The sequence below is a fragment of the Streptomyces sp. NBC_00316 genome, assembly GCF_036158715.1.
Taxonomy (GTDB): domain Bacteria; phylum Actinomycetota; class Actinomycetes; order Streptomycetales; family Streptomycetaceae; genus Streptomyces.
On record NZ_CP108023.1, the window covers coordinates 1 to 24726 of the forward strand.

23 protein-coding genes and 5 pseudogenes are annotated in these 24726 nt (G+C 66.7%); 18 read left to right on the plus strand and 10 right to left on the minus strand.

Translation table 11 applies throughout. The annotated features are described in order from the left end of the window. Positions 1-723 precede the first annotated feature (723 nt). Both OG878_RS00005 and OG878_RS00015 read left to right on the plus strand, forming a co-directional pair. On the plus strand, positions 724-1368 hold the full coding sequence (locus OG878_RS00005) for a hypothetical protein (protein WP_328884794.1): 645 nt from the start codon (positions 724-726) through the stop codon (positions 1366-1368). 37 nt (positions 1369-1405) lie between these two features. Then, positions 1406-4068, plus strand: a pseudogene (locus OG878_RS00015) (Helicase associated domain protein). Between the two features lie 91 nt (positions 4069-4159). Here the strand turns inward: OG878_RS00015 and OG878_RS00020 are convergent. Beyond that, positions 4160-5365 (minus strand): IS110 family transposase, encoded by a 1206-nt coding sequence (locus tag OG878_RS00020; protein ID WP_443049033.1) that lies wholly within the window; start codon positions 5363-5365, stop codon positions 4160-4162. Positions 5366-5654: 289 nt separating this feature from the next. Here OG878_RS00020 and OG878_RS42085 point away from each other — a divergent pair. From OG878_RS42085 to OG878_RS00050, 5 genes and pseudogenes are all read left to right on the plus strand, one after another. Further along, positions 5655-6727, plus strand: a protein-coding gene (locus OG878_RS42085; RefSeq protein ID WP_443049034.1) for an IS630 family transposase whose coding sequence is annotated in 2 segments (ribosomal slippage) — positions 5655-6101 and positions 6104-6727 — 1071 coding nt in all. Because the reading frame shifts where the segments join, the coding sequence is not laid out codon by codon here. A gap of 359 nt (positions 6728-7086) precedes the next feature. Beyond that, the gene (locus OG878_RS00035) at positions 7087-7239 is read left to right on the plus strand and encodes a hypothetical protein (protein ID WP_327340824.1); all 153 of its coding nucleotides are present in this window, start codon (positions 7087-7089) and stop codon (positions 7237-7239) included. Positions 7240-7888: 649 nt separating this feature from the next. Next, positions 7889-8346 (plus strand): annotated as a pseudogene (locus OG878_RS00040) (hypothetical protein); the annotation flags it as partial. Positions 8347-8693: 347 nt separating this feature from the next. Continuing rightward, positions 8694-9533, plus strand: coding sequence for a hypothetical protein (locus tag OG878_RS00045; protein WP_328884800.1), 840 nt, complete (start codon positions 8694-8696; stop codon positions 9531-9533). Then, entirely contained in the window at positions 9530-9868 is a 339-nt protein-coding gene (locus tag OG878_RS00050) for a hypothetical protein (protein WP_328884801.1), read from the plus strand. Before OG878_RS00045 ends, OG878_RS00050 begins: the two co-directional genes overlap by 4 nt. A gap of 156 nt (positions 9869-10024) precedes the next feature. On the opposite strand, the gene OG878_RS00055 is transcribed toward OG878_RS00050, so the two are convergent. Then, positions 10025-10198, minus strand: a complete 174-nt coding sequence (locus OG878_RS00055; RefSeq protein WP_328884802.1) for a hypothetical protein — start codon at positions 10196-10198, stop codon at positions 10025-10027. 427 nt (positions 10199-10625) lie between these two features. On the opposite strand from OG878_RS00055, the gene OG878_RS42090 reads away from it, so the two are divergent. Beyond that, the gene (locus tag OG878_RS42090) at positions 10626-10823 is read left to right on the plus strand and encodes a hypothetical protein (RefSeq protein WP_443049036.1); all 198 of its coding nucleotides are present in this window, start codon (positions 10626-10628) and stop codon (positions 10821-10823) included. 76 nt (positions 10824-10899) lie between these two features. On the opposite strand, the gene OG878_RS00065 is transcribed toward OG878_RS42090, so the two are convergent. After that, entirely contained in the window at positions 10900-11028 is a 129-nt protein-coding gene (locus tag OG878_RS00065) for a hypothetical protein (RefSeq protein ID WP_267064037.1), read from the minus strand. A gap of 387 nt (positions 11029-11415) precedes the next feature. Here OG878_RS00065 and OG878_RS00070 point away from each other — a divergent pair, with 387 nt between their 5' ends. Continuing rightward, positions 11416-12423 carry a PIN domain-containing protein gene (locus OG878_RS00070; protein WP_328884803.1) on the plus strand — a complete coding sequence of 336 codons (1008 nt, stop codon included), beginning with the start codon at positions 11416-11418 and terminating at the stop codon, positions 12421-12423. A gap of 318 nt (positions 12424-12741) precedes the next feature. Here OG878_RS00070 and OG878_RS00075 read toward each other — a convergent pair whose 3' ends face one another. The 3 genes and pseudogenes from OG878_RS00075 to OG878_RS00085 all read right to left on the minus strand — a co-directional run bounded on the left by OG878_RS00075 (position 12742) and on the right by OG878_RS00085 (position 15137). Further along, positions 12742-13503 carry an alpha/beta fold hydrolase gene (locus tag OG878_RS00075; RefSeq protein ID WP_328884804.1) on the minus strand — a complete coding sequence of 254 codons (762 nt, stop codon included), beginning with the start codon at positions 13501-13503 and terminating at the stop codon, positions 12742-12744. 717 nt (positions 13504-14220) lie between these two features. Next, positions 14221-14979 (minus strand): annotated as a pseudogene (locus OG878_RS00080) (IS256 family transposase); the annotation flags it as partial. After that, positions 14973-15137 carry a hypothetical protein gene (locus OG878_RS00085; protein WP_328891531.1) on the minus strand — a complete coding sequence of 55 codons (165 nt, stop codon included), beginning with the start codon at positions 15135-15137 and terminating at the stop codon, positions 14973-14975. The pseudogene OG878_RS00080 and the gene OG878_RS00085, both read right to left, overlap by 7 nt. A 273-nt stretch (positions 15138-15410) precedes the next feature. On the opposite strand from OG878_RS00085, the gene OG878_RS00090 reads away from it, so the two are divergent. From OG878_RS00090 to OG878_RS00110, 6 genes and pseudogenes are all read left to right on the plus strand, one after another. Further along, positions 15411-16205, plus strand: a complete 795-nt coding sequence (locus tag OG878_RS00090) for an SGNH/GDSL hydrolase family protein (RefSeq protein WP_328884805.1) — start codon at positions 15411-15413, stop codon at positions 16203-16205. A 747-nt stretch (positions 16206-16952) separates the two neighbouring features. Then, a complete protein-coding gene (locus OG878_RS00095) occupies positions 16953-17351 on the plus strand; it encodes a hypothetical protein (RefSeq protein ID WP_328884806.1) in 399 nt (132 codons plus the stop codon). 270 nt (positions 17352-17621) lie between these two features. Next, a pseudogene (locus OG878_RS42095) lies at positions 17622-17735 on the plus strand (DUF4158 domain-containing protein); the annotation flags it as partial. A gap of 76 nt (positions 17736-17811) precedes the next feature. Then, the gene (locus OG878_RS00100) at positions 17812-18288 is read left to right on the plus strand and encodes an RICIN domain-containing protein (RefSeq protein ID WP_328884807.1); all 477 of its coding nucleotides are present in this window, start codon (positions 17812-17814) and stop codon (positions 18286-18288) included. 479 nt (positions 18289-18767) lie between these two features. After that, a complete protein-coding gene (locus tag OG878_RS00105) occupies positions 18768-19244 on the plus strand; it encodes an RICIN domain-containing protein (protein ID WP_328884808.1) in 477 nt (158 codons plus the stop codon). A gap of 261 nt (positions 19245-19505) precedes the next feature. Then, entirely contained in the window at positions 19506-19658 is a 153-nt protein-coding gene (locus OG878_RS00110) for a hypothetical protein (RefSeq protein ID WP_328884809.1), read from the plus strand. A gap of 130 nt (positions 19659-19788) precedes the next feature. On the opposite strand, the gene OG878_RS00115 is transcribed toward OG878_RS00110, so the two are convergent. Then, positions 19789-20957 (minus strand): IS3 family transposase gene (locus OG878_RS00115; RefSeq protein ID WP_328884810.1). Its coding sequence is split into 2 segments (ribosomal slippage): positions 19789-20705 and positions 20705-20957, totalling 1170 coding nucleotides; the frame shifts between segments, so codons are not numbered across the junction. 68 nt (positions 20958-21025) lie between these two features. On the opposite strand from OG878_RS00115, the pseudogene OG878_RS00120 reads away from it, so the two are divergent. Further along, positions 21026-21148, plus strand: a pseudogene (locus OG878_RS00120) (RidA family protein); the annotation flags it as partial. Positions 21149-21676: 528 nt separating this feature from the next. Here the strand turns inward: OG878_RS00120 and OG878_RS00125 are convergent. Beyond that, positions 21677-22123 (minus strand): hypothetical protein, encoded by a 447-nt coding sequence (locus tag OG878_RS00125; RefSeq protein WP_328884811.1) that lies wholly within the window; start codon positions 22121-22123, stop codon positions 21677-21679. A 595-nt stretch (positions 22124-22718) separates the two neighbouring features. Further along, a complete protein-coding gene (locus OG878_RS00130) occupies positions 22719-23117 on the minus strand; it encodes a hypothetical protein (RefSeq protein ID WP_328884812.1) in 399 nt (132 codons plus the stop codon). Between the two features lie 133 nt (positions 23118-23250). On the opposite strand from OG878_RS00130, the gene OG878_RS00135 reads away from it, so the two are divergent. After that, a complete protein-coding gene (locus tag OG878_RS00135; protein WP_390838786.1) occupies positions 23251-23562 on the plus strand; it encodes a transposase in 312 nt (103 codons plus the stop codon). Beyond that, positions 23559-24431 (plus strand): IS3 family transposase, encoded by an 873-nt coding sequence (locus OG878_RS00140; RefSeq protein WP_328884813.1) that lies wholly within the window; start codon positions 23559-23561, stop codon positions 24429-24431. The genes OG878_RS00135 and OG878_RS00140 overlap by 4 nt, the downstream gene beginning before the upstream one ends. 37 nt (positions 24432-24468) lie before the next feature. Here the strand turns inward: OG878_RS00140 and OG878_RS00145 are convergent, their stop codons facing one another. Continuing rightward, on the minus strand, positions 24469-24723 hold the full coding sequence (locus OG878_RS00145) for a hypothetical protein (RefSeq protein ID WP_328884814.1): 255 nt from the start codon (positions 24721-24723) through the stop codon (positions 24469-24471). Between the last annotated feature and the right edge of the window lie 3 nt (positions 24724-24726).

A 24726-nucleotide genomic window follows, 5' to 3' on the forward strand; every position in this document is an offset into this window, starting at 1 on the left:
ACCACATCGCTGCGCGATGTGCAAGCGAACTGGGCTGCTTCGCAGCCCAGTTGTTCCCGCTTCGCGGGAACGGAGCGGTTCGCTTTGCTCACCGCGTTGCCCCCTTCGCTTCGCTTCGGGGGCAACTGCAGTGCGGGTGCACCGTGTTGCGGGTGCGGGGCCGGCCTTCGGCCGGCTGGTGGCCTGCGCTGCGCTCCAGCCACCTGGTGACGCTCCGCGTCACTGGGTGTGCCACGCTTCGCGCGGCACACTTGCGGGCCTTGCGGCCCGAGCAGCAGCAGGGGTGGTCGCTCTCGGGAGCCTGCATGAATCTCCGGGGCGGCCCTCTTGGCGGAGGAGGGGTCGATCGGCACATCTCACCGGTGAGCAGCTGCCGTCAGTGCTTCCAATACTTCGTCAAAAGGGCGGGGCCAGTGGGACGTGCAGACCTCCTCTCACACCATGCGAGTCCTCATCGTCTGCTCCACCACGTGCAGGGCGTCTGTCTTGTCGTCGGATGGCGTGACTCCCCTGCGGTTCCCCTGTCTGTGCGATTACGGGCTTCGCTCATCATGTGGTGACGGGTGGTCGGAAACCATCCGCCCGAGGGGCGGTGGTCGCTGTCCGGGTGTGGGGGCTGAGTGGGTGTCAGTGGGGGCGTGGGGGTGAGAACTGCAGGGGTCTCGGTGTGCTGCGATTGAGCGGTGTGTTCTTCACGGCAGCAGCACCTGTCGGGTGTTTGTGATGGTGAGAGTGCACAAGGTTTGCTTCAAAATTAATTGCAGATATAGTCTGGAACTTGTGGCCCTCCCTGATCCGAGGAGTGATGGAGTGCACCTCGCAGGTCTGAGGAAATGGTATGAGGACATGGAGCTGCTCGGGGTCGAGTTCGTGTCCGACTTCGAGGCGGTCCATGGGTACCTGCCCGGGGAGCACACTGTGTGCCGCGTCCCCGCCGGAGAGGGTCCCGTGTTGGTGGAAGTCTTGGCCCGGCAGGGCGTGGCGGGCCCGCTCCTGGAGTACTACGGGCATCTCGGTGGGGCAGAGCTGCCTCACCTCGGCAACGGGATCTGGATCGATGACGCCTCGTCCCTCATTGCCCAGGTCGCTGCAGGCAACTATCCCAACCGGCTCACTGGTGTTGTTGATGACACCGTGTCGGTGTTCGCCACAGACGGCGGTGGAGCCATGTACGCCCTCGGCCACACCAGCGGATACGTCTACCACCTCACCGCCGGCGCCCTCACGGGCAGCACCTTCGAGCTCGAGGAGAGCGGCTGCAGCATCGCTGCAGAAGACCTCGGGAGCTTCCTTGGGCAGCTACACGCTTCCCTCACCGCGGCCGTCGACGCGCAGCACGCCGCGCTGAAGGCGGCACACGGGCGGTAGAGACGGGCAGCAGGATTTCTGGGAAAGAGACGCCTCGATGGAAAAGAAAACACTCCGGCCGCATCAGAGAGAGGCCGTCGACGCGGTTATCCGTGCTCTCGAATTCCCTGCAAGATCACTTGTGCCCGAGCGAGGGCTCCGGACCCAGGTCATCATGGCAACCGGATCCGGGAAAACTCTCGTCGCCGTGCGCAGCGCGCAGGAGCTCCACGCGGGGCGTGTGCTCGTCCTCGTCCCCTCGCTGGACCTGCTGGCGCAGACCGAGGCCGCGTGGCGTGAAGGCGGCCGCACGGGCCCGATGATCGGGGTGTCATCGCTGCGGGGTGAGGAGGTGTCCTTCCCGAACACCACGGACGTGGACGAGCTGGTGGAGTGGACCCGGCCCTTCGACAAGGTCACCGTGTTCGCCACCTACGCCTCCCTCGGTCTGGGCACGCTGGAGCGCGCGCACACCGCGGGCCTTTCGGGCTGGGACCTGATCGTCGTCGACGAGGCGCACCGCACCTCCGGGCGGATCGGCAAGCCGTGGGCGGTCGTCCACGACAACCAGAAAATCCCGGCCCTGCGGCGCCTCTACATGACGGCCACACCCCGGCTGTGGCAACTCGGAGACGAGAACCAGGAACAGGCGCGCCGGGTGAGCTGGTGGCCTCGATGGACGACGATCCAAACGGCCCGTTCGGCAGCCGCTGCTACACGCTGACGCTCTCGGCAGCGATCGACCGGGGCATCTGCTCCCCCTACCAAGTCGTATGCGTCGACGTCACCGACACACAGCTCCAGGCCGCGCAGCTCCTCGGTGGTGAGGCCCGGTCCGAGGCCGTACGCGGGGCGCGGCTCGCCGCTCTGCAGACCGCCCTGGTGAAGGCGTCGGCCGAGGAGGGCTTCCGCAGGACGCTGGTGTTCCACCACGTGGTGAAGGAGGCCGAGGCTTTCGCGGCCGGCCTGCCGGACGTCGCTCAGCGGCTGCACGTGGCGGATCCGGAGCTGTACCCGAAGACGGTCTGGGCCAACTGGCTGTGCGGGGAGCACAAGCCGCTTCATCGCAGGCGGGTGCTGGACGAGTTCGCTACCGGGATCACGGGCGACGGCACCGTGGTCGAGAAGAGCTATCTGGGGTCCGTGAAAGTCCTCGGAGAAGGCGTCGACACAGCCCGATGCGATTCCGTGTACTTCGCCGACGTACGCGGCTCCATGCCCGACCTCGTCCAAGCCGTCGGGCGTGCCCTGCGGATGCAGCCCGGCGAAGGCAAAACCGCCTCCCTCGTGGTGCCCGTACTGCTGGGGCCCGGGGAGACGGCGGACAACATGCTCACGTCCCGGGCGTACGGCGGACTGGCCAAGCTGTTGGAAGCCCTCCGCGCACACGACACCCGGATCGTGGAAGCCCTCGCCGAACAGCAGGCCCCCAGCCGCTCCCCCAAGGGCCGCGAGCTGGGCGAAGAAGGCGAAGACCAGGAGCAGCAGGCGGCGTGGGAGGGCGTCAGCAGCCCGGCCAAGGCCCTGCTGAAATTCTCCACACCCCGCAACCCCGCCCAGCTGGCCGCGTTCATCAACCTCCGCGTCCTCAACCCCGAACACGAGCACTGGCGCCGCGGTGTGGAAGCCGCTGTCATCTACCACCGACTGCATGGCGACCTACGCGTCCCATTCACCTACCGAATCCCCACCCAAGGACAAACAGACACTGAAAACGGGACCCTAGGCAGCGCAGCAGAGGCAGGGGCCGAGGCAAGGGCCGAGGCAAGGGCAAGGGCCGAGGCAGGGGCAGGGGCAGGGGCAGGGGCAGGGGCAGGGGCAGGGGCAGGGCAGATCGTATGGCCGACCCCGCTGCACAGCTTTCCACTTGGCCAGTGGATCGCCGACGCACGCCGCTTCCACGCCCAAGGTCGCATGAACCAAGACCGCGCCGCACAGCTCGAAAAGCTCGGCATGATCTGGTCCCACTACGACCTCGCCTGGGAACAAGGCCTGGCCGCCGCCCGCGCATGGGCCACCGAACACGGACACCTGCTCGCGCCCCTGGACGCCACGTTCCAGGACGCGACGGTGGGCATCTGGCTGAAGAACCAGCGGGCCGCCGCCCGAAAGACACAGGAGAACGAACAGCGGAGTGCCGAAGGCCTCTCGGCCCAATCGTCGCCCGGGGCAATGTCGCAGGAGCGGCGCGAGCAACTGGAAGACATCGACCCCGCCTGGTGCCCGGCATGGCCCGTCACATGGCAGCGGTGCTTCCACCTCACCCGCCAGCACCTTGACGCCGGCGGGACGCCACCCACCACGCCGGGCGACGTCGTACGCCAAGGCGAAGACCTCGGACGGTGGGTACGGGCGCAGCGGCTCGGATGGGGCAGCCTCACCGCGGTGCAGCAATGGATGTGCGAACACATCCTCGGCATCACACCCGCCAGCGAGAACGAGAAACCAAAGCCACGGGTCAGCCAGGCCGACAAATGGGCCACGCACCTGGCCGCCGCCCAGCAGTACTACAAGCGCGAGGGACACCTGCAGGTCCCCCGCAAGCACGTAGAAACCATCAGCATGGGCGGCCCAAGCGACGGCGACGACCGCGACGGCCAGGAACAGCGGGACGTGCAGCTGAAACTCGGCGCCTGGATCAGCAACCAGCGAAGCAGGGCCGCGACACTGGCGCCCGAGCGGGCGGAACAGCTCACCGCCATCGGCATGCGCTGGACATGAGGGGCGTCGTCATCGCGGCCGTCGCGCTCACGGTCGGCTACTGATTCCCAATGAAGTTGTCAATCTCATCCGGTGACGCGCTGTGAGCGATTCATCCGAGGACGGCAGGTTTGGGCGGAGCGGTGATCTCGAAGACTCGGCCGTCGCGTATGAGGGCCCAGAGAACGTTCAATCGACGCCGCGCGAGGGCGATGACTGCTTGCCTGTGGTTCTTGCCTTCGGCTCTCTTGCGTTCGTAGAACGCCTTCGAGGTAGAGCAACAGCGGGCAGCGACCTGCGCGGACATGTAGAAGACCCGCAGCAGGCGCCGGCAGTAGCGTCGTGGGCGGCGCATATTGCCGCTGATCCGTCCAGAGTCCCTGGGAACCGGGGCCAGGCCGGCGACGCCGGCGAGGCGGTCAGGGCTGCCAAAGACACTCATGTCTCCGCCGGTGTGGGCGATGAACTCCGCGGCTAGAACGGGCCCTATGCCGGGCATGCTCAGGATGACCTCGGCATGCGGGTGTTCACGAAACCGGCCCTCGATCAGGACGTCGGTTTCGGCGATCTCTTCATCGAGGGCCATCACTTCCCTCGCGAGCTTGGCAACCATGGTGGCGGCCAGTTTCTCCCCGGCGACGGCAGTGTGCTGGGCCTCAGCGGCTTCGACGGCGGTGGCCGCGACGAGCTTGTAGTTGCGGGCCTTGCGGTTCTTCAGCCACTCGGCGAGGCGGTTCTTGCCGATCCGCCGGAGGGCGGCTGGGCTCTGGTAGCCGGTCAGCAGCACCAGGGAAGCCTTTGAAGTGCTGTAGTCGAAGGCCCGCTCCAGAGCGGGGAGGTACTCCAGCATCTGGGCCCGCAGCCGGTTGATGCCCCGGGTCCGGTCCGCAGCCAGGTCCAGCCGCCGTGAAGTGAGGATCCGCAGGTCGAGGGCGATGTCGTCGCCGTGGCGCATCGGTTGGAGGTCGCGGCGCATGCGGGCCTGGTCGGCGATGACGAAGGCGTCTTTCGCGTCGGTCTTCCCATCGCCCCGGTAGGAGCCGGAGGCGTGATGGACGGTGCGACCGGGGATATAGAGGACCTGTTGCCCGTTGCCGGTCAGCAGCGCGATCATCAGCGCGGCACCACCAGCGTTGAGATCAATCGCCCAGGTCACCGGCTCGTCTTCGCTCAGAGCGAGGACATCGCCAATCAGATTCAGCAGTGCGGTCTCGTCGTTGGCCACCCGCCGCGACAGCTTCCGCTGACCGTCGGAGTCGATCACCACGCAGTGATGCTCGGCTTTGCCAGCATCCGTACCGGCCCACAGTTCGGGCATGGCCACCTCCGAAGTCGTCCCAGTACTTGTCCCAGCAGACGACCTCGCCAGCGTGTCCTTACCAAGCGATCTTGTCGCGCGCATCCCAATCAGTGGCCGAGTCGTCGCGGGGCACCGGGCGGCCAATCAGTAGAAGCCACTCCTGCGGCATGAGGTTGACAGCCACACCCAGTGCCCCTGGGCCTCCCGATCCTACGAGTGACCGGAATCAACCCACCAACAACGTAAGGAGGTTTTCGTGTTGTCGTCGGGTGGTGACGGTTCATGATCCCTGCGGTATGCCGGTGGGGTGAGGTATTCGGAGGGTGGGGGCCTGACCGCTGAGCGTCGGGCGTTTCGTGAGGAGATCCGGCTTCAGGCCGGGCATCGGTTCGCGGCGGGTGAGAAGACCTCGGTGATCGCGAAGGACTTGCGAGTGAGCGTGCGGTCGGTGGAGCGCTGGCGCCGTGCCTGGCGCGAGGGCGGCATGGAGGGCCTGCGTTCCGCGGGTCCGGCGAACTCACCGACCATCACCGATACCCAGTTCGCCGTGCTGGAGGAGGAACTCGGCAAAGGCCCGGCGACGCACGGCTTCGAAGACGAACGCTGGACCCTGGTCCGGGTCCAGGCGGTGATCCGCCGTCGGCTGCGAGTGAGCCTGTCGGTGGCGACGGTGTGGCGGCTGCTGAAACGGCACGGCTGGTCCTGGCAGGCTCCCGCCCGCAGAGCACTGGAGCGTGACGAGCACGCGGTGGAGCTGTGGAAGAAGGAGGTTTGGCCCCGGGTAAAAGGCTCGCGGCGGCCTTTGGGGCCTGGATCGTCTTCGAGGACGAGGCCGGTTTCTCGATGACGCCGCCCCGTGCCCGCACCTGGGGCCGGCGCGGGCACACCCCCGTCATCCGCGTGCGTGGCAGGTCCCGCCGCCGGACCTCGGTTGCCGCGCTGTGTTGCTACAAGGCCGGCGAGAAGAGCCGTCTCATCCACCGGCCCCGCACACACCTCCTGCTCAAGGACGCCCGCAAGAGCTTCTCCTGGCAGGACTATCGCGACCTCCTGGTGCGGGCACACATCCAGCTCGACGGACCGATCGTGGTGGTCTGGGACAATCTCAACACCCACCTGGCCACGGGGCTGAAGCGGTACGAGGCCGAACACGACTGGCTCACCACCGTCCGGCTTCCGCCGTATGCACCCGACCTGAATCCCGTCGAGGCCGTCTGGTCACTCGTGCGCAGAGCAATGGCCAACACCGCTTTCACCACACCCGACGACCTCGACCGAAAGCTCCGCAGCGAGTTACGCAGGATCCAACTCCGGCCCCGTCTCATCGACGGCTGTCTCACCGCCACAAGACTGGCCATCAACCCGCCGACCCCACCCTGAAAACCTCAGTAACGCGCCGCAGAGCGGCCTCGCCGAGGAGAGAAGACGTCTTCGGCGGAGCACCGCGCCAACGGGTTCTCAGCGCACAGCAGTCCGGTTCGGTCGATTACCTGGAGGTGAAACGACTGTGGCCCCCCGCGCCAACGAGGGGCCACACAGCAGTCCGACGGGTCTTGTACCTGGCCTCGAAGCAACTTCAGCACTTCACGAAAGGACGAAGACCTATCAGTTCCAACCCCGAGGTTACGGGGCCGCCTGGCCTGCCGTCGACCCGTATCCCCCGTTGGACGGCGTGGCGGGTGGCCTCCCGTGCCTTCATCGCCCGGCGTTCCGCGCCGGTCTGGGCTCGCACGCGACGTGTGTGGGGAACCATCCGCGGCTTCATCAGAAGGCACCGCGTCCTGAGCACCGTCGCCGGAGCCGTCTTCCTCGGACTGTTCAGCGGATTCGGCAAGGTCTTCGGCCAGTACTTCGCCGAGGAGGTACTGGCCTGGATCACGATGCGGTTCTGACCAACCCGTCGTTCTGCACCCGGTCCCGCAACCCGGCTACCGGGTGCAGAACGACATCGACCTCATCATCTTCCTCATCATGTCGGCGCACGCTGACATCCGGCCGGTCGTTCAGCTGGCCGCCCGGCGGTGGTACGCCCAGGCCAGATGGGTCCGGCCGGGGGCATGGTGAGGTGATGACAGACTCCCGGAGTCGCGCAGCGCAAGAGCACGCCCCGGCGTGGCCGAGCACGGCCGCCAGCTCGCCCAGGCCGAGACGGAACACCTGCGGGCGCAGCTGGCGACCAGTGGTGAGCACATCGCGGTCCTCCAGAAGGCGCTTGAGGCCTTGATCCCCGCGCCGGAGCGGGCCAGTGCTCGCGAAGTCGTCGGCGCCGGGGCAGGCGGATCTGCGGGGGCCTCTAGGAACAACCGGTGGCTGGCGGCGAGCGGCGTCGGTGGTGAGGGTGTGGAGTACGCGATCGAGGCCGTCGACTTCACCTACAAGCTCGTCGAGACCGCCATGGGGATGGACGAGGTCAACGTCTTCGCCAAGGTGACCAAGCTGGACGTCGGTGGCAAGTTCGGCGAGACGTCCCGTTCCATCTTGCAGATGGAAGCTCCCGGGCATGTACGCCAACTCCCACACGGACCACAACGCCGACATCTCCTTGCGGTCTCCACCGGGTGCCCGTCCGGCGAGGTTGCAGACCGGCTCGGGCAGTTCGACGAGGCGGTCAAGGCGGCCTCCGACTACAAGGACATCTTCGGCGAGGGCAGGTACTTCCTGGAGCTGATGGACCACGGCATCGAGCGCCGCGTCCGCGACGGACTCCTGGAGATCGGCCGGAAGCTGAACATCCCGCCGCTCGTGACGAACGACTCGCACTACACCTACGCTCACGAGGCCACCGCGCACGACGCCATGCTCTGCATCCAGACCGGCAAGAACCTCTCCGACCCCGACAAGTACGAGGTGGACGTCATCACCAAGCTGGGGCCCCGATGTACTTCCTCGTCGTCGCCGACTTCATCATGCGGACCAAGAACAACGGCATCGCGGTGAGCCTCGGCCGCGGTTCCGGCGCAGGATCGATAGTCACATACGCACCCGACGTCGACATCGACCGGTGTTGGACCAGCACGAGAACGACTGGGTCCGTGGTGGCCCCGGTCGGATAGCGAGCGCGGCTATGCGGAGCTCGCTCGCGGTGGTCCGGCCGACCAACAGCGCCTCCTGGAGGGTGGCCAGGGGCACGGTCGGTTCGCCGGCCTGACCACGGCTCGCATTTGCCCTGGTCAGAGCCGTTCCCCAAGATTTCGCTTCGTTATTTTGAGAAAAGTTCAAAACACGGGTGACATTTCCAGGATCTGCTCGCACATACCTCCTCTACAACAAGGCATCTCCAAACCATCCTCGCGCGAGGAAGACATCGTCGAGGTTGGCAGGGGACCAGACCGAGGGGGGCTCTGCCATGAGGGCAGAAGACGAGATCAACGAGATCGTGACCGCGAACCTGGCCGAGGACCGGGCGGCTCGGATCCGACGCGACGCCGAGCGGATCGAGGAACTGGCCTACCACCGGTTCGAGGGGCGGGATTACAAGGTGTTCGAGGACGAGCTGTACCGAGAGGTGCAGCCGATCGTGCTCGGAATGCTCCGCAAGGGAACGCTCGCCCGGCTCGCCCAGAAGCATTCCGAGCGTCACGGGCGGGGGTTCATCATGCACCCCGACGACCTGGCCCTGCTGAAGAGCAGCAGCGAAGCGCGGGACACCATCATGGTGGACATGGTGATGAAGGCGCTGAAGAAGCTTCAGCGCGACCTGAAGAAGGGGCGTGGCTGGAGGGCGGACCACAACGGTCCCCGTGGGGCCAGCTGCCTGACGTCGTACTTCATCACCCTGTGCGTCTGGATGTTCCGCCGGGCGTACGTGGAGTGGGCGAAGGCCCGTGTGAAGTGGGCGCGCCTGCACTCCGTCTACGACTTCACGGAGGACGCGGCGAACGAGGTGGGCATCGGGCGCCTGCTCGCCACCACCGACTACGTGGTGGAGGACATCTTCGGCACAGCTTTCGAGGAGATCCTCGATGAGCAGACGCCGGCGACTCAGGCCGTCGTGCGGCTGACGGTCATGGGCTTCGGGGGAACGGAGATCGCCGACAAACTGAACATGCCCCACGGGACCGTGCGGAATCGGCTGACGCGCTTCAGGACGGCGCTCTACCAGGCCGCGGCCGATGGCCGTATCTGGATCCCGAGGGAACTGCACACGCGGAAGGCGCCGCGTCAGGCCGAGGAGGTTGCCGCGTGAGCGGGCTCAATTTCCTGGCTGTCCGCGCACGGACGTGGCGTGCTGCCCAGGTGCTGAAAAGGGTGTCGGTATTCGCGCGGCGTCGGCTGACCGCCGCTGACGTATGGGTTCAGGACCACCACGTGGGTGTGGGGGCCACCGTGGTCGTGTTCCTCTGCACGGCTGTGGGGCTCCTGCTGCGGTTCCGGATGGACCAGGTGCTCGAGCTGGCGAGGCAGTTCGCGCCGGTGTGCACCATCGTCTCCTTCGCTATCGGTGCGATCTTCAGTTGGATCAAGTGGGTCCGGAAGCGCAGGAAGGTCCGGCTGGCGACCACAGGTGTCGCCAGGCCGTGATGAGGGGCAGAGACGCCCTGCCGCACCGTACGGCTCTCGGCCTGCGCTCCCACCTTGGAGCGCAGGCCGAGAGTGTCACCCGGTCCTGAAGGGCTTTCCAGCACATCACGGACCTTCAGCGGTCCCTCACGGCGCCGCTCTGCGCCGGGCGTGCCGTCACCGGGCGGCGATCGGCATCACGACGGCCACCATGACCGCGGTGCCAGCCACGGCGAGCGCGAGCGGCTGGATGGCCCCGGGGTGGCGGTGCGCGAGGTAGGCGAGCGCGAGCGCCGTCTGGATGGTGACGACGACAAGGAGCAGCGCGACGAGCAGGTTGAGCGAGGACATGCTGGTGTCTCCAGACAGGCGGGACGGTCTCGGTCGTACCGCCCCGGCTGGGGCGGTGACGGCCATGCGGGAGACGTGGGCGAGGCCCGCTGCTCCCGCGCGGCACCCCTACTGGACTGTGTAAAGCCGCTCCAGGCCCAGCCTTTGAAGCGGTAGTGCCACAACCGACTAAACCGGGTGCCATGTCATCAGACAGGTCCGCGAGCCGGTAGTGCTGCTGTCCTTTGCCCCTGATGACAGACTCCCGGAGTAACAGAGAACCCGGGCGCCTGGGCGCAGTTTCTCCCCGAGCAGCAGGAGCGGTTGTCGAAGCTGGGCGTACAGCCCGACCAGGCCCCGTCCCCTGTCCCGGCAGCAATGCCTACGGCGAAGGGCCCGAGCAGCCCAAGCGGCGTTCCAACGCGGCCTGACCGCCCTCACGCAGTGGGTGGAGCGGAAAGGCACGCACCGGCCGGTACCGCGCGGGCACAGCGAAGAGATCACGGTCAACGGCGAGGCAGAGCCGGTGATCGTGAAGCTTGGCGTATGGATCTCCAACACCAAATCCAGAAGGGACCGGCTGGACACCGCCCAACTCGACGCCCTCTCCGCGCTGGGCATGGACTGGGCGAAGGCATCTGCCTGAACGGAAGAGAAGGTTCACCATTGCCCGGTGAACCTTCTCTTCGGAATGGGTGTGCGGACGGGCTCCGTCCACACACCTACTTCTTCTTGGGGGTCTCGTTGACCGTGGTCTTGGGATGACGCTTGACGGTGGACTGCTTGACGAACTTGCCGGTGATCGCGCTACGTCCGCGGCCGCTGCTGGAGGTGGAGGCCTTCTTGGGCATGGTGAGCTGCTTCCTTTCGAGCCAACCTCACCGTCTCGATTTCGAAACATCACGTCGAGACTAAGGGCTGTCCCGTAATCCCGGGTGGATCAGAGCGCGGCGTCAGATGCGGTGCATCGCAAGGCGGAGGGACGTCCGCATACTGGGCGTATACGGGCGTTCCGACAACGCGGCGAGGTGCCGTAGCTGTCGTCGTGCGCCCGCCAGGGGTTACGGGACAGCCCTTAGATCAGTATTGTTGTCGCCGAAGGTTGAGCGCGTGCCATCGCGGCCTGCGCCGAGGGCGGTAGGCGGTAGGGCTCAGCGCTCTCTGGAGGGGGCGGTGCGCCCTGCGCGCGGCGCCGGAATCCCGCACCGGCCGGTCAACGCCCGCAATACGATGCGCGGATGAGCGAGCTGGCGCCGGCCGGACGGCGCACCCTGTACCAGCGCGGGCCGCTGCGCCGCGCGCTGCTGGACACCTCCGTGCTGACCACGGACATCATCGCGGCCACCCGTCGGCGGGACCCGTCGTCGTTCGTCGCTGGGGCGCGGGCGGGGACGGTGCGGTGCCTGATCCCTGTTCACGTGTGGGAGGAGGTGCCGCGGGTGCTGGCCGACCGGCACCAGGAGGGCGGGCGGTTCGATCTGGGGCGGGCACTGGCGTTGTGGCAGTCCCGGTACGCGCCCGTCCTGTACGTCGTGGACACCGCCGGCCTGCCGATGACCCCCGAGGCAGAGGTTCTCGCCGGACGGGATGCCTCCGATGTGCCGATGCTGCTGTTGGCCGGGGTGATCGCCCCGGTGGTCATCATCGGGACCGATGCGGACCTGGTCGACAGTGGACTCGCGGTCAAGGAGTGGCGGGAGCTGCGCTCGGCCCTGGGGGACGTGGGGGTGACGGAGGGCAAGATGATCGACCTGGAACGGCAGGCCAGCGTCTTCCTGAATATCACGGAGCACCTGTTCAAGGGGGTGATCCGGCAGAGCAGCCCGAAGCATCTGGCGGCCGCAGCGGTGGTGGCCGGGGCGGTGGGCGGGGCGCTGTACTGGCGGCAGCGGAAGCGCCCGCGCGTCCCCTCGCAGCGGCAGCCGGTGTGGCCGGTGATGCTGGAGCACGTCTCGACGCGGATGGCCGCACACGCCGAGCGGCACACCCGCGGTGAGGACCGGTGGCGGCAGGCGGAGCTGGGGACGCCCGGCGCCACGCTGCTGCATCGGGTCGCACGGACATTGGTCAGGTCCCGGGAGCCTCTGACCCGCACGGCGATCGTGGAGCGCCTGGGCGAGGCCGTCCCCGGCGCCGGGCACACCGAGCGGATGGCGGCCGTCCGGGACGTGCTGAACGCCCACGCGATGTTCGTGGACGTCACGGGCCGGGGACACTGGCAGGTCGGCCGCCTCGGCAGCCGATAACTGGAGAGCGCTGAGCCCTACCGCCAGAACCGGTGCCGATAGTCCCTGCCCCTCTCTTCGGGGATCCATCTTTGGTCAGCTGCGGCGGATCCTCTTCAAGTTGTCCAACGACAGTTCGTGATGACCAGTGGCTTCCTTGCTCGATACCCAGGCCAGGACCTGCGGATCGGGGCGAGAGTCGCGTTGGCGGAGGCCTGCGGTCCACAAGCGGCCCCGCCCACTGGCGGAGGCGCACACCGTGTGCCCGCCATGAGGCGGCGGGCAGGTTACGGGGTGCGTCGGTAACCAGCCTGTCAGCTACCCACCTGGAAGGCGGGCTCAGGCCCGGTCTGCCTCCAACCGGCTCCCGGTTCGCGCGCTGCGCAGGACGTCCCGGATGGTCGTGACGACGAGTGAGGGCTCGTCCAGGTGCATGTCGTGGCCGGACCGCTCGGCCACGACATGCCGGCTGTCGTCTGACAGGCGGGCGAGCTCCTGGTGGAAGCCATGCCAGCAGCGCCAGGCGGCCGGTGCCGCCGTTCCGGCACCGTCCAGTTCGTTGGTCAGCAAGTCTCCGGGGGTACGGGTCAGCAGGGCCAGCGGCCGTGAGCCCAGTGCCCCTGGCTCCAGGCGCGCGGATGGTGCGAGCCTCATCCATCCCCGCAGCTCGCGCAGCAGCGTGCGGGGGTCGATGCCGCCCGGCTTCCTCCGCGACAGCGCTATGCCGACGGGAGTGAGCACCCGCTGCTCCAGCCTGGCCCGGAGGGGGAGGTGCCGGGCCAGCATGCGCCACTGGCCCTCGTAGGCGGTGTCGACCAGAACCAGCCCGGCTACCCGCTCGCCGTAGCGCGCCGCGAATGCCCGCGCGTACAAACCCCCAGCCGAGTGGCCAACCAATACCAGCGGCCCGTCGACGCCGACGGCGTCCAGCACCCCCTGCAGGTCACGGGCGACGTCGTCAGGGGTGCGCCGATCTCGCGCACGGTCGCTGGTGCGGTAGCCGGGACGGTCGTAGGTCACGACCGTCGTATCGGTGGCCAGGGCCTGGGCAATCGGCTCCCAGGACTCCACAGTGGCGCCCCAGCCCGGTTCGATGACCACTGCAGGTCCCCCCGAGCCCGTCACGAGGGCGCTGATGCGATGTCCTCCCACTTCCACCCGGTACTCCCCTGCAACCACCTGCGAGTCTCCCTAACGCCGTGGACAGGGTTACAGCCTAGGCGAGTTCAACTGTCTGGCCTGGCATACGGGGTGAGCAGTAGCGCACTGGTGCGGACTCTCCCGAGACTCCTGGCGTGGCTCAGGGCGAAGTCACGCTTGCCGTACTCGTCGAGTTCTTCCGTGGCGGCGCCGGTGAATCTCGGCCTTCGTGTGTGCCCAGCGCGGGGCCGCAGCAGGTCTCGAAGTTGGAGCGCCGGCACAGGTGGCTTCCGATGGGCTGCAAGGTGAGGGTGGCCGGGTCATCCCGGGCCGGGGTGAGATGCGCTTCTGCCGCAGGTAGGCGAATGACGTCCAACCGTCAGTTGACCGCAGATCCGTTCTCCAGATAGGCGGTCGCTGCTCGCGCGCGGGCATCGATACTGGCTTTCACCCGGCGGGCCAGCAGGGGTCAGCCTTTTGTCGAGCTGATCCGTCGTGGCGAATTCGAACGCGCGGAGCTCTTCAGGCTGCAACCGGCTTCGAGCTGCTCCGCCGACAGCTGGCCGCCGTCGAAGAGCATCACAATTCCTTCGCTGCGTTCGGGGCGGGGGCGATGTGGGCACGGGTTACCCGGGGCCGGGTCTGTAAAGCTAACGGCTGATCTTGGTTGTTGAGGTGTCAGTGGTTGGTGGGGGTGAGGCGGCCCTCGAAGGCGATGTGGAAGGCGTTCAGTGGTGCCTTCCAGCGCATGGTCCAGCGTCGTCGCCCCTGGCCAGTGGGGTCCAGGCTCATCAGCGCCATATACACGCACTTGAGAGCGGCGGTCTCGTTCGGGAAGTGTCCGCGGGCCCGGACGGCCTTGCGTATGCGGGCGTTGACGCTCTCGATCGCGTTCGTGGAGCAGATCACCTTGCGGATCTCGACGTCGAAGGACAAGAAGGGGACGAACTCGGCCCAGGCGTCGGACCACAGCTTGATCACGGCCGGGTATTTGGTGCCCCAGGTTTCGGAGAACTCCAGGAATCGCTCGGTGGCGGCGGCCTCGCTGGGCGCGGTGTAGACGGGCTTGAGGGCCTTGGCCATCTTGTCCCAGTCCTGCCGAGCGGCATAGCGGAAGCTGTTGCGCAGCAAGTGGATCACGCAGGTCTGCACCATGGTGCGAGGCCAGACGGTTTCCACCGCGTCGGGCAAGCCCTTCAGCCCGTCGCAGACCAGCATCAGGCAGTCGTCCAGGCCGCGGTTCTTCAGTTCGGTGAAAACCTGCAGCCAGAACTTGGCGCCCTCGCCGCCGTCGCCGGCCCAGATTCCGAGGATGTCGCGGGTGCCCTCGACGGTCACGGCCATGACGACGTAGATCGGCCGGTTCGCCACCTTGCCGTCACGGATCTTGGTTCTGGCGCGATTGCCGTGAAGGTGGGGGCCGAGGGCGTTCAGGGGCGCGGCCGGGTACGTCCTTCGGGGCGATCGATGTCGCTGGTGAAGCGCTCCAGGAAGGCGGCGAACGCGGCCACCCCCTCCGCGGCGGCCTGACTCTGGCGCTCGGCCCGGCCTCCTGGCTGCTGATTGCGACCTCGTACGACGCGGGGTCCTGCCACACCACCTGACGCCCTGTCCGACCGCGCCAGGAGCAAGGATCCCGTATCGAGACGATGCGAACCGCACCGGACTCGTCGGTGGCAAGTCCGTTATCAGGCCAGGTTGTTCGCCCCGGTCGAACCCCGACCGCACACGGCGCGGTCGTCGACCGATCCGTCGGAAAAAATCACCGGCGCCGGCTCCAGTCAGAAAAGCTGTTTGACATGAACACTTCCCATGGCTCCGATCGCTTGCTACCAAGTGGTAGCAAGTTTTCCTGTCAGGGAGGTTCCGTGAGACCGACCAAGTCGTTATCAGCCCTCGCCACGCTGATCCTCGCGATGGTGTTCAGCCTGTTGCTGACCGGTCCGGCGCATGCTGCCGGCCCGGCGTACGTAGCGCTGGGGGACTCCTACTCGTCCGGCAACGGCGCGGGTAACTACGACAGCGCGAGCGGCGGCTGTCACCGCAGCTTCAGCGCGTACCCGTACCTGTGGAAGAACGCCCACGCCCCGTCCTCGTTCGCCGACACCTCCTGCTCGGGTGCGGTGACCACGGACGTGACCAACAACCAGCTCGGCCCGCTGAACCCGACCACCGGGCTGGTCTCCCTCACCATCGGCGGCAATGACGCGGGGTTCTCCGACGTCATGACCACCTGTGTGGCCGGCTCGGACTCCGACTGCGTCAACCGGGTCAGCCAGGCCGAGGCCTACGCCCAGAACACGCTCCCCGCCCGCCTGGACGCCGTCTACAACGCGATCCGCGCCAAGGCGCCCAACGCCAAGGTCGTCGTGCTCGGTTACCCGCGCGTGTACACGCTCAACGTCTTCTGCGTCGGCCTGTCCGACACCAAGCACCGCAAGATCGACGAGGCCGCGGACGTCATCGACAACGTCATCTCCAGCCGGGCCGCCGCCCACGGCTTCGTCTTCGGTGACGTGCGCAGCACCTTCAACGGACACGAACTGTGCTCCGGCGACGACTGGCTGCACGCCCTGGTGGCCTCGCCGAGCTGGGAGTCGTACCACCCCACGGCCACCGGCCACTCGAGCGGCTACTTCCCCGTCCTCAACGCCAAAAGCTGACCACTCCCACGAACCGGCGCACCGCAGAGCCCCTGTCCGCCGCACTCCGCGAACAGGGGCTCCTTCCCGACCGGCGACCCCCCGCCCAGGCCGCGTGCAGCTCCCAGTAGACGGGGGAGATGGCCTACGGGCGGGGCCACCTGGGCCGCGCTTTCGATGACGGCGGTTCCGATGGATACGTCGACGCCGACGTGGGCGGCGCCTGGATGCCGGTCCCGGACAGCTCCTTGTACAGGTTGATCGCCCAGTTGCGCAGCGCTGCCGCGGCGGCGTTGATGTTGCCGACCTCCGGCACGGGGTCGATGGAGCCGGCGCCTGTGGTGTAGAACAGGGTGCCCGCGCCGGCCTCGCGCCAGCGGGCAGCAGCGACTTGGTGGCGGTGATCGCGCCGTACAGCTGGAACTCCATTTCGTGCTGTACGTGGGATGGGTCCGTCTGGCTCGGGGTGGTCAGGGCGGTGGGCCGAAGGTACCCACCGGGGAGTACTCCAGGACATCGATGCCGCCGAACCATGCAGCGGCGTCCTGAGCGCGTCGCGGTCGAGGACGTCCGCAGGAAATGCAGCGGCGGTGATGCCCTCGGCGGGCTGCGAGAGATCGGCGCGAGCGAGAGGTCGGCACCAAGCTCATGGCGAATTGCCGCCTCAAGCTGGTCAAAAAATGCGACAGCCTGCCTGTCGCAGCAGCATCTGCGCGATGTCACTCGCTCGCCCTGCTGCAGCTCTCTTTCTCACTGCTCCGCGCAGCGATGACGTCGAACATGGCCTACCAGATCCGCAGGATGGTTTGGTCGGGCCCCCACCGCTCGTACGACGGCATGCCGCCACCTGCCACCTCGGCTGCGAAGCACCAGTGCCTCGTCGAGGCACTGGGCTGGTTCGAGGCCGCCGTCTGCGTGGGCGAAGCCCTTCTGCCAGAGGACTTCACCGGTCTGTTGCCGAGGGATGACGGACCCAACAGCTGGTTCTACCGCGCTGTCGGCGGACTGGCCAACACGCTCTGGAGGCTCGGCCGGTTCAACGCAGCGGAGCACACGCTGCTGACTCTCCTGCACCTCAACCCGCTGGACAACTACGGCGCGCGCGATCTGCTGCCGCTCGTGCGCAGCGGCCGGCCCTGGACCACAGACCTCGTCGACCAGTGGTGACCACTCCTGTTTCGTCGAGGACGGCTTCCCCGGCAAGGACCGGGCGGTGTGGCGCCTGAGCCGGCGAGGCCGACGCCGAGGAGGTCTGTCGCTGGTCCGGTTGATTTTGACTCGATTGGCCACGCTCCTTCGGCGCGGCCGGGATCATGGCGCGCGTACGTGGCGATGCAGGGCGGGAGGGCTGTTCGCGGCTCTGATCGACGCTTTGACCTGGGCTGATCGTACGGCGCAGCCTTCGCGGGTCGATGTTGTCGATCTTCGGGGGACCTGGTGGCGGTCGAGTTTCTGTCGGATCAACAGGCAGCCCAGTACGGGGCGTTCAACGAAACGCCGTCTCGTGCGGAGTTGGAGCGGTACTTCTTCCTGGATGACTCGGATTTGGAGAGCCGTTGCCACGCCCGCTGGCATTCCTCTTTAATCTCCCTGGGTAGACGTCGTGTCACAAAAACGGGGAGGACACGTGCTGAAGAAGGTTGCCGCCATAGGTGCGGCCGCTGCGCTGTGTTGGGGCCTGGGTACCGCACCCGCACAGGCGGCGGGGATGGCGTACCAGCACGTGGGCAGCGCGGCTTATAACCTGGAGGATTGCCTCGATTACAGGGCCGACTACGGGCCCTACACGACAGGCTGCAACGGTGGCGCCTATCAGACCTGGCTGATGGTCGATGCCCTTGAAACGTTGACCGAAATTCGGCAGAACGTTGGTGACAAGCTGTGTTTGGTCGCCCGCAACGGTAAGCCCACGATGAGGCAGTGCTTGGCCAACGATCCGGCAGCCTTGTGGACCGTGCACAACATCGATGCCCGGGCGGGGTTCCAGCTGATCAACAACGCAACCAAAACCTGTCTTGTCGCGGGATCAGGGACGATCCGTCACGTAACCCTGAACACGTGCGACGGCGGTCTCTCCCGGCTGTGGGCCCCCTACTACGCCTGACCAATGCCAGCGGCCCCGGCCGTCTGCAATGGCCAGGGCCCCTGGCATTCATGGATGGGTCAGAAGAGATCGGTTAGGCTCGCGTCCTCGATGTCCCGCCGTGCCGCGGCCGCCTTTCCTGCGCCTCCTGCGATCACTCGATCAGACCAACGACGGCGCTCAAGACAGGGAAACGTGGCTCCTGCCTGCCACCCGACCTACCCTTGCGGCTGGTGTCTGGGCACGCCATGCCCGGCTGATGCGCGGCAACGACGCGATCTGTGGTCAGGACTCGCTGGTGGAAGTCGGCACCCTCAGCGTCCACCGGCTGAACCTGTCCTGGATCGGTTGCTGGGACAGAGGTGTCCCGATGAAATTCGACATCTCGCAGCACGAGGACGGCGTCATTACCTCGATCACCACCCACGCCACGTTCTCCGCCACGGCACGTGCAAGAAGCGGTAAAGTCTGGCGTCCTTCCACGAGACCGAGGAGAGCGCATGCTCAAGAAGACCGCTGCCCTGGGCGCGGCCACGCTGCTGTGCTGGGCGCTGGGAACCGCCCAGGCCAGTGCCACCTCGTCCTACCGCCACCTGCGCAACGTCGGCGCCGTGGGCGAGTGCCTCGACTTCCGGGCCGACCCCGAGTACGGGGTCTACACGACCGGCTGCAACGAAGGCGCCTACCAGACCTGGACCATGGCCACGCTTCCCGAGACCGCGACCGCGCTGCGCCAGAACGCGGGCAGTCGTCTGTGCCTGGTGGCCCGCAGCGGCCAGCCGACGATGAAGCCCTGCCTGGCAGGCGACCAGGCCGCCCTGTGGACCGTCCACGACTTGGGCCCCAGCACCACCGGATACCAGATCATCAACAAGGCCACCGGGACCTGTCTGATCGCCGGGTCCGGGGCGATTCATCACGTCTCCCTCGGGGCCTGCCCCGGAGGCGGCTCACGGCAGTGGATCGTGTACTCCTGACCTGCGAGCCGGGCTCCGTCCTCTGCGGAGGGCGGGGCGTTCGGGCGAACCCGACGGAGTACGCCAGGAACTCTGGGCCCTTCTCTGCGTCTATCAGGCACTGCGGACCCTGATCGCCAAGACCGCCGTAATCGCGGACATCGACCCGGCCCGCATCACTTTCCCTCCCGTCCTGGACGCCGCGAAAAGGTCCACCCGGACGGCTTTCCCCCTGAACTCCACGCCAGGACCCTGTCGTTCCTGATAGCTGACCTCCCCCGCATGCTCATCCGCGACCGCCCCACCCGCGCTGCCCCACGCACCACGAAGCGACCCCATCTCAGCTACAAGACCCGCAGCTCACCCGAGCCCGGCACCCGCCGCGTCACCCGCACCATCGTTCTCCCTCAACTGGCGCCCGCCGCCACGATCTAACTCATGGCCATTGGTGTCTGGGCTAGGACTCCAAGGCCATCACGGAGCGTGCAGACGCACGATCCGACACCAATGTTCCTCAACCCCTGAGGGGCCCTGCGCTTCTCGGACAGCGGTGTTGAGGTTCTGCCTATGCCGCTGCCTGCAACTCTTCGTACTCGGCGTGGACTTCTGCGGGAGTCTTGTAGCCAAGTCCGGAGTGGAGGCGCTTTCGATTGTAGAACATCTCGATGTAGCGGACGATAGCCCGGTGGGCATGTGCGCGTGTTGGGAACGTAGTTCGGTGCACAAGTTCGTTTTTGAGGGAGCCGAAAAATGATTCAGCCATCGCATTGTCCCAGCAGACACCGGTGCGGCCGACCGACGCTCGCAGGCCCAACGAACTGAGCTTGCAACGAAGTTCCCGAGACGTGTATTGACTGCCGCGATCGGAATGAAATATGCATCCTTCGGCGAGGTCGATGTTCCGGGCCGCCATATCGAGTGCATCCGATATGAGAGAGGTCTTCATGTGGTCGGCCATCGCCCAGCCGACCACCGCTTTGGTGTGGCAGTCGATGACGGTCGCGAGATAAAGGAACCCGGCCCAGGTGTGAACGTAGGTGATATCGCTGACCAGTTTGCGCCCGGGAGCGTCAGCGGTGAAGTCACGGGCCAGCAGGTCGGGCGTGGCCGGCGCCGCATCATCGGCGATCGTGGTCGCCCGCCAGGGCCGCGGCTGACACGGCACCAGGCCGAGCTCGCGCATCAGCGCGCGGACCAGTTCTGCTCCGGCCTGCACGTTCATCCGCTGGAGCGCGGCGTGGACACGCCGGTAGCCGTAGGTCTCCTGAGAGTCGGAGAAGACCTGGAGGATGACAGCCCTCAGTTCCGCACGACGCTTCGCGGTGGCCGACAATGGCCTCGATCTCCAGTGGTAGAAACCTGACGTGGATACTCCCGCCCAGGTGCACATCCGCTGCACAGGAAAGTTACCGGCCTCGCCGTCGATGAACTCGCACTTCTCCGTCACCGGTATTCCTGGGCGAAGAAGGCCGCCGCTTTTCCCAGGAACTCGGTCTTCATGCGGAGTTCCCGGTTCTCGCGTTCCAGTTCGCGCAGGCGAGCACGTTCGCTGATGTTCAGCGGAGGCTCCTCCCCGGCGTGCTCCTGCCGGTACCGGCTGACCCAGGTGCCCAGCGTTCCCTCGTTCACTTGTATCTCTCGGGCGACCTCGGCAATCGGGCGGGACTCCACGACCACCATCTTGACCGCCTCGTCCCGAAACTCAGGACTGAACTTCCTACGCTTCTGTGCCACGTGCTCTCTCCGCCGTTCTGGACTTCGATCCTATGGGGACCGCTGTCCGAGAACTTCGGGGCGCCTCACCCCTAGTCCGGGACTCGTTCGCTGACCATGACGTCCCCAGCACCTTGATGGGCGTCACCGTGCTCGGCTACAAGGATCAACTCGTCGAGATCGAGGCCGTCGCCGCCGTGCTCGATTCTTGAGCCCACTGACACGCTGTGGCGGCATGTGTGCGACATTCCGCGAGTTCCCCTGAGCCCCGCTGAGTCACTGGCCCGTGGCCATGGGGTTCTTCCTCCCTCGGGTGTTCTGCAGCTCTGTGACGTAACTTCGGAATTCTCGAAGCGTTCTCACTCCGTCCGACCGATCAGCGGTCGGACTGAAGGTGAGGAGGTTCGGGTTGGCGCTGGCAGTCGTACGCGACTGCGCGAGGCGGAGCAGGCATCGCAGTGAAACCCACTCGACCTGCTCAACCCACGGACGAGATCCGGCCTTGGGGCACTTCGGAACCATGGTTGGCGGTACCGCCAACCATGGTTCCGAAGTGCCCCAAGGCCGTACTCCCGCTTCAAAGCGCGTGCGCCCGCCCCCACGATATGGGGGCGGGCGCACGCGCGTTCTTCACTCTGGCACGGCCCGGGGATCCCCGGGTCGGATCATGGGCCAGCCCAGAGGAGAGATCAGGCCCCTGCCGGCGGACCCGTGCGCGGCGCGCAGGCCTGCCGCGGCCGTCAGTGGTCGTTGACGAAGCTGACGGAGTACGAGCCGTTACCGCCCTCCCCCTCGTAGGTGAGGCCGATACGCATTCCCTCGTCCGGGTTGTACTGGCTGCCGTCACTGGCCCGGCGGGTGGCGCAGCTGCCCTTGCCGCCGCTGGCCGTGACCTTGTAGCCCGAGCGGTTTTGGGTGAGGTCGTCGACGGTCACCCAGGCCGAGTGGCCGTTCGTGGACGTGTCGCACACCGAGATGATGTCCCCGTGTTCCTCCACGTAGACCCTGACACCCCTGCCGGAGTACGTGTGGTCCCAGCCGCTGCTGGGCGCTTCGACGGCGCCGGCGGACGGCGCAGTGACCGTGGTCAGCCCGGTCAGGGCGGCGGCACCGAGCAGGGCGGCGGCGGTGCGGCGGCCAAGACGGGCGCGCTTGGCGACGGTGGAGAGTGTGGTGATGTGAGACATGAAGCCTTCTCGGATCGGTGACGTGATGAAGTGATCACTCTATGAGCTGAGCGACGTCGATGTTGCACGAAGGAAGCTGGCTCTGCCTCAGCAGGCCCCGGCCCGCGAGACGGCGCGGGCTGGGGTCAGGTCCCCGAAGTGCCCCAAGGCCGACCCTTGCCTTTCTGAGCAACCGGCACAGGCAACACCGGTGCTCCACCTGCGAATCCAAGGCGCCTCGTGCGGTAGCTCTCTCGACACATAAGCGGAACCATCGCTACCGCCAACCACGGTTCCATTGTTCCAAGCGCCGCCAATTGCATCGGATGCGAACTGGCGACAGTTGGTGTGTCGGCGCCAGCGGAGGCGGATGACACCTCGCTGAACAGGGACGTCCGGCTCTGGCGCGTTGCGCGACCGTAGCGGCTGGCGAGGCTTGATGGCCAGCTGCCGTCACTCGTCCGGATGGATGGCCTGCGGTTTCGCCGTCGACTCGCATCCGATGCGGTTTTCTCGCATTGGATGCGAGCTACGGAGAGTGGTGGACGGTGAGGTTCAACGGGACGGTTCCGGGGAGCGAAGGCCCAACAACTGTTGCGAATGAGCTGGTGGGCAGTCAGATCGACTTTCCACGGGGCTGCGGGTAGCCGATCTCCGAGATGTCCTGGGCCAGGTCCGCCATGCTGACCTCTATGTTCAACGACGAGACGAGTTCCTGGCCCAGCGGCCGCAAGGCATACACATCGCTCACGGCTCCCAGGTCCACAGAGACTTCGTAGTAATCCTCGGCGAAGCGCTGGAACGCTTCAGGAGATCGGTCGACCAGGAGCTCGAACAGCCTCGTCGCCCCGTCAGGGTCAGCACGGTCCGAGGGGAAGTCGATCGTGCCGTGGTGCCACTGATCGTCCTTCGCCTCACGCCACAAGCAGGCCGTTACGACGGGCACACCGTCCTCGTCGGTAAACGCAGGCTCCTCGACGAAGGGCTTGAATGCCTCGGGAACATCGTCGATCACTCCCGGCCAAGGCTCGCCATCGTGGCCATACGGGCTCATCGGTGACTCGTGCCCAAAGCCGCGGACATAGTGGGCTTGATCCGCTTTGACGGACATTCGAGATCAGGGGTTCAGCCCCGGGAGGATGTCCATCATGGAGAGCATGGGGAAGAAGAAGCCTCGCCGCCCTCGTCGTTCGTTTACGCCGGAGTTCAAGGCCGAGATCGTCGGGCTGTGCCGACGGGGTGACCGCTCGGTCGGGCAGGTCGCCAAGGACTTCGAGCTGACCGAGACCGCGGTGCGGGACTGGGTCAAGCAGGCCGAGGTCGATGCGGGCGAGCGCAACGGGCTGACCAGCAGTGAGCGCGAGGAACTGGCCGCGTTGCGGCGGGAGAACCGCCGGCTGCGCGAGGATGTCGACGTACTCAAGCGGGCCACAGCTTTCTTCGCGAAGGAGACCCGGTGACGGTGCACCCGTTCATCGAGGCGGAGAAGCAGGCAGGTCACAGCGTCAAACGGGCGTGTGAGCTGATGAAGGTCTCCCGGACCGCCTTCTATGCCCGTCGCTCCGGCCTGCCTGGCCCCCGTGCAGTGCGGGATGCCGAGCTGACCAAGCAGATTGTCGAGGTCCATGCGAAATCGCGCGGAACCTATGGGGCCCCGCGCGTGCACGCCGTGCTCATGCGCGAGGGTGCCCGGTGCGGTCGCCGTCGTGTCGCACGACTGATGCAGGCCGCAGGACTGCAGGGCCGGCACCGCAGACGACGGCATTTGACCACGATCCCTGATCCCAGGGCTGCCTTCCGTCCCGACCTCATCGTCCGGGACTTCCAGCCCGACCGCACCGGGCTCGATGCCCGCTGGTGCGGCGACATCACGTATGTCCCGACCGAGGAGGGCTGGCTCTATCTGGCCACGGTCATCGACATCGCCTCCCGGCGCGTGGTCGGCTGGGCAACCGCCGATCACCTGCGAACCGAGCTGGTGGCCGACGCGCTGACAGACGCCTGCCGGCAGCGTCGCCCCACCCATCCCGTGATCTTCCATTCGGATCGCGGCTGCCAGTACACCAGTCAGCAATTCGCCTCGCTGGCAAGCGAGTTCGGGATTCGACTGTCGGTCGGCCGCACCGGTCAGTGCTGGGACAACGCGCTCGCCGAGTCGTTCTTCTCGACCATCAAACGCGAACTGCTCGGCACCTCCGCCTGGCCCAGCCGGGCCGCCGCCCGCACCGCGATCTTCGATTTCATCGAGGGCTGGTACAACTTGCACCGATTGCACAGCAGCCTCGGCTACCTCAGCCCCGCCGAGTACGAGACCGCACTCGCAGCCTGACCACCACACCAATGGTGTCCGTCAAAGCGGAGGAAGCTCAGTAGTACCGGCTTTCCCAGTCCGGGCTCAGGATCGCATCGAGCATCGCAAGCGAGCGGCACAAGTCTCGAAGGTTGGCGATGGTGGGAAGCTGGCGGGCTACGTCATAGACAGTCACGGGCACATCCAACCGGATGCCTCTGACATCCGCCGCCCGCTGGCAGGCGTCACGATCAGTAGCAATTCCAGAACCGGACAGGCCAACACGCGACAATTGAATACGCGAGCCCACCAGTACCGAGGCCGAGATCATGGA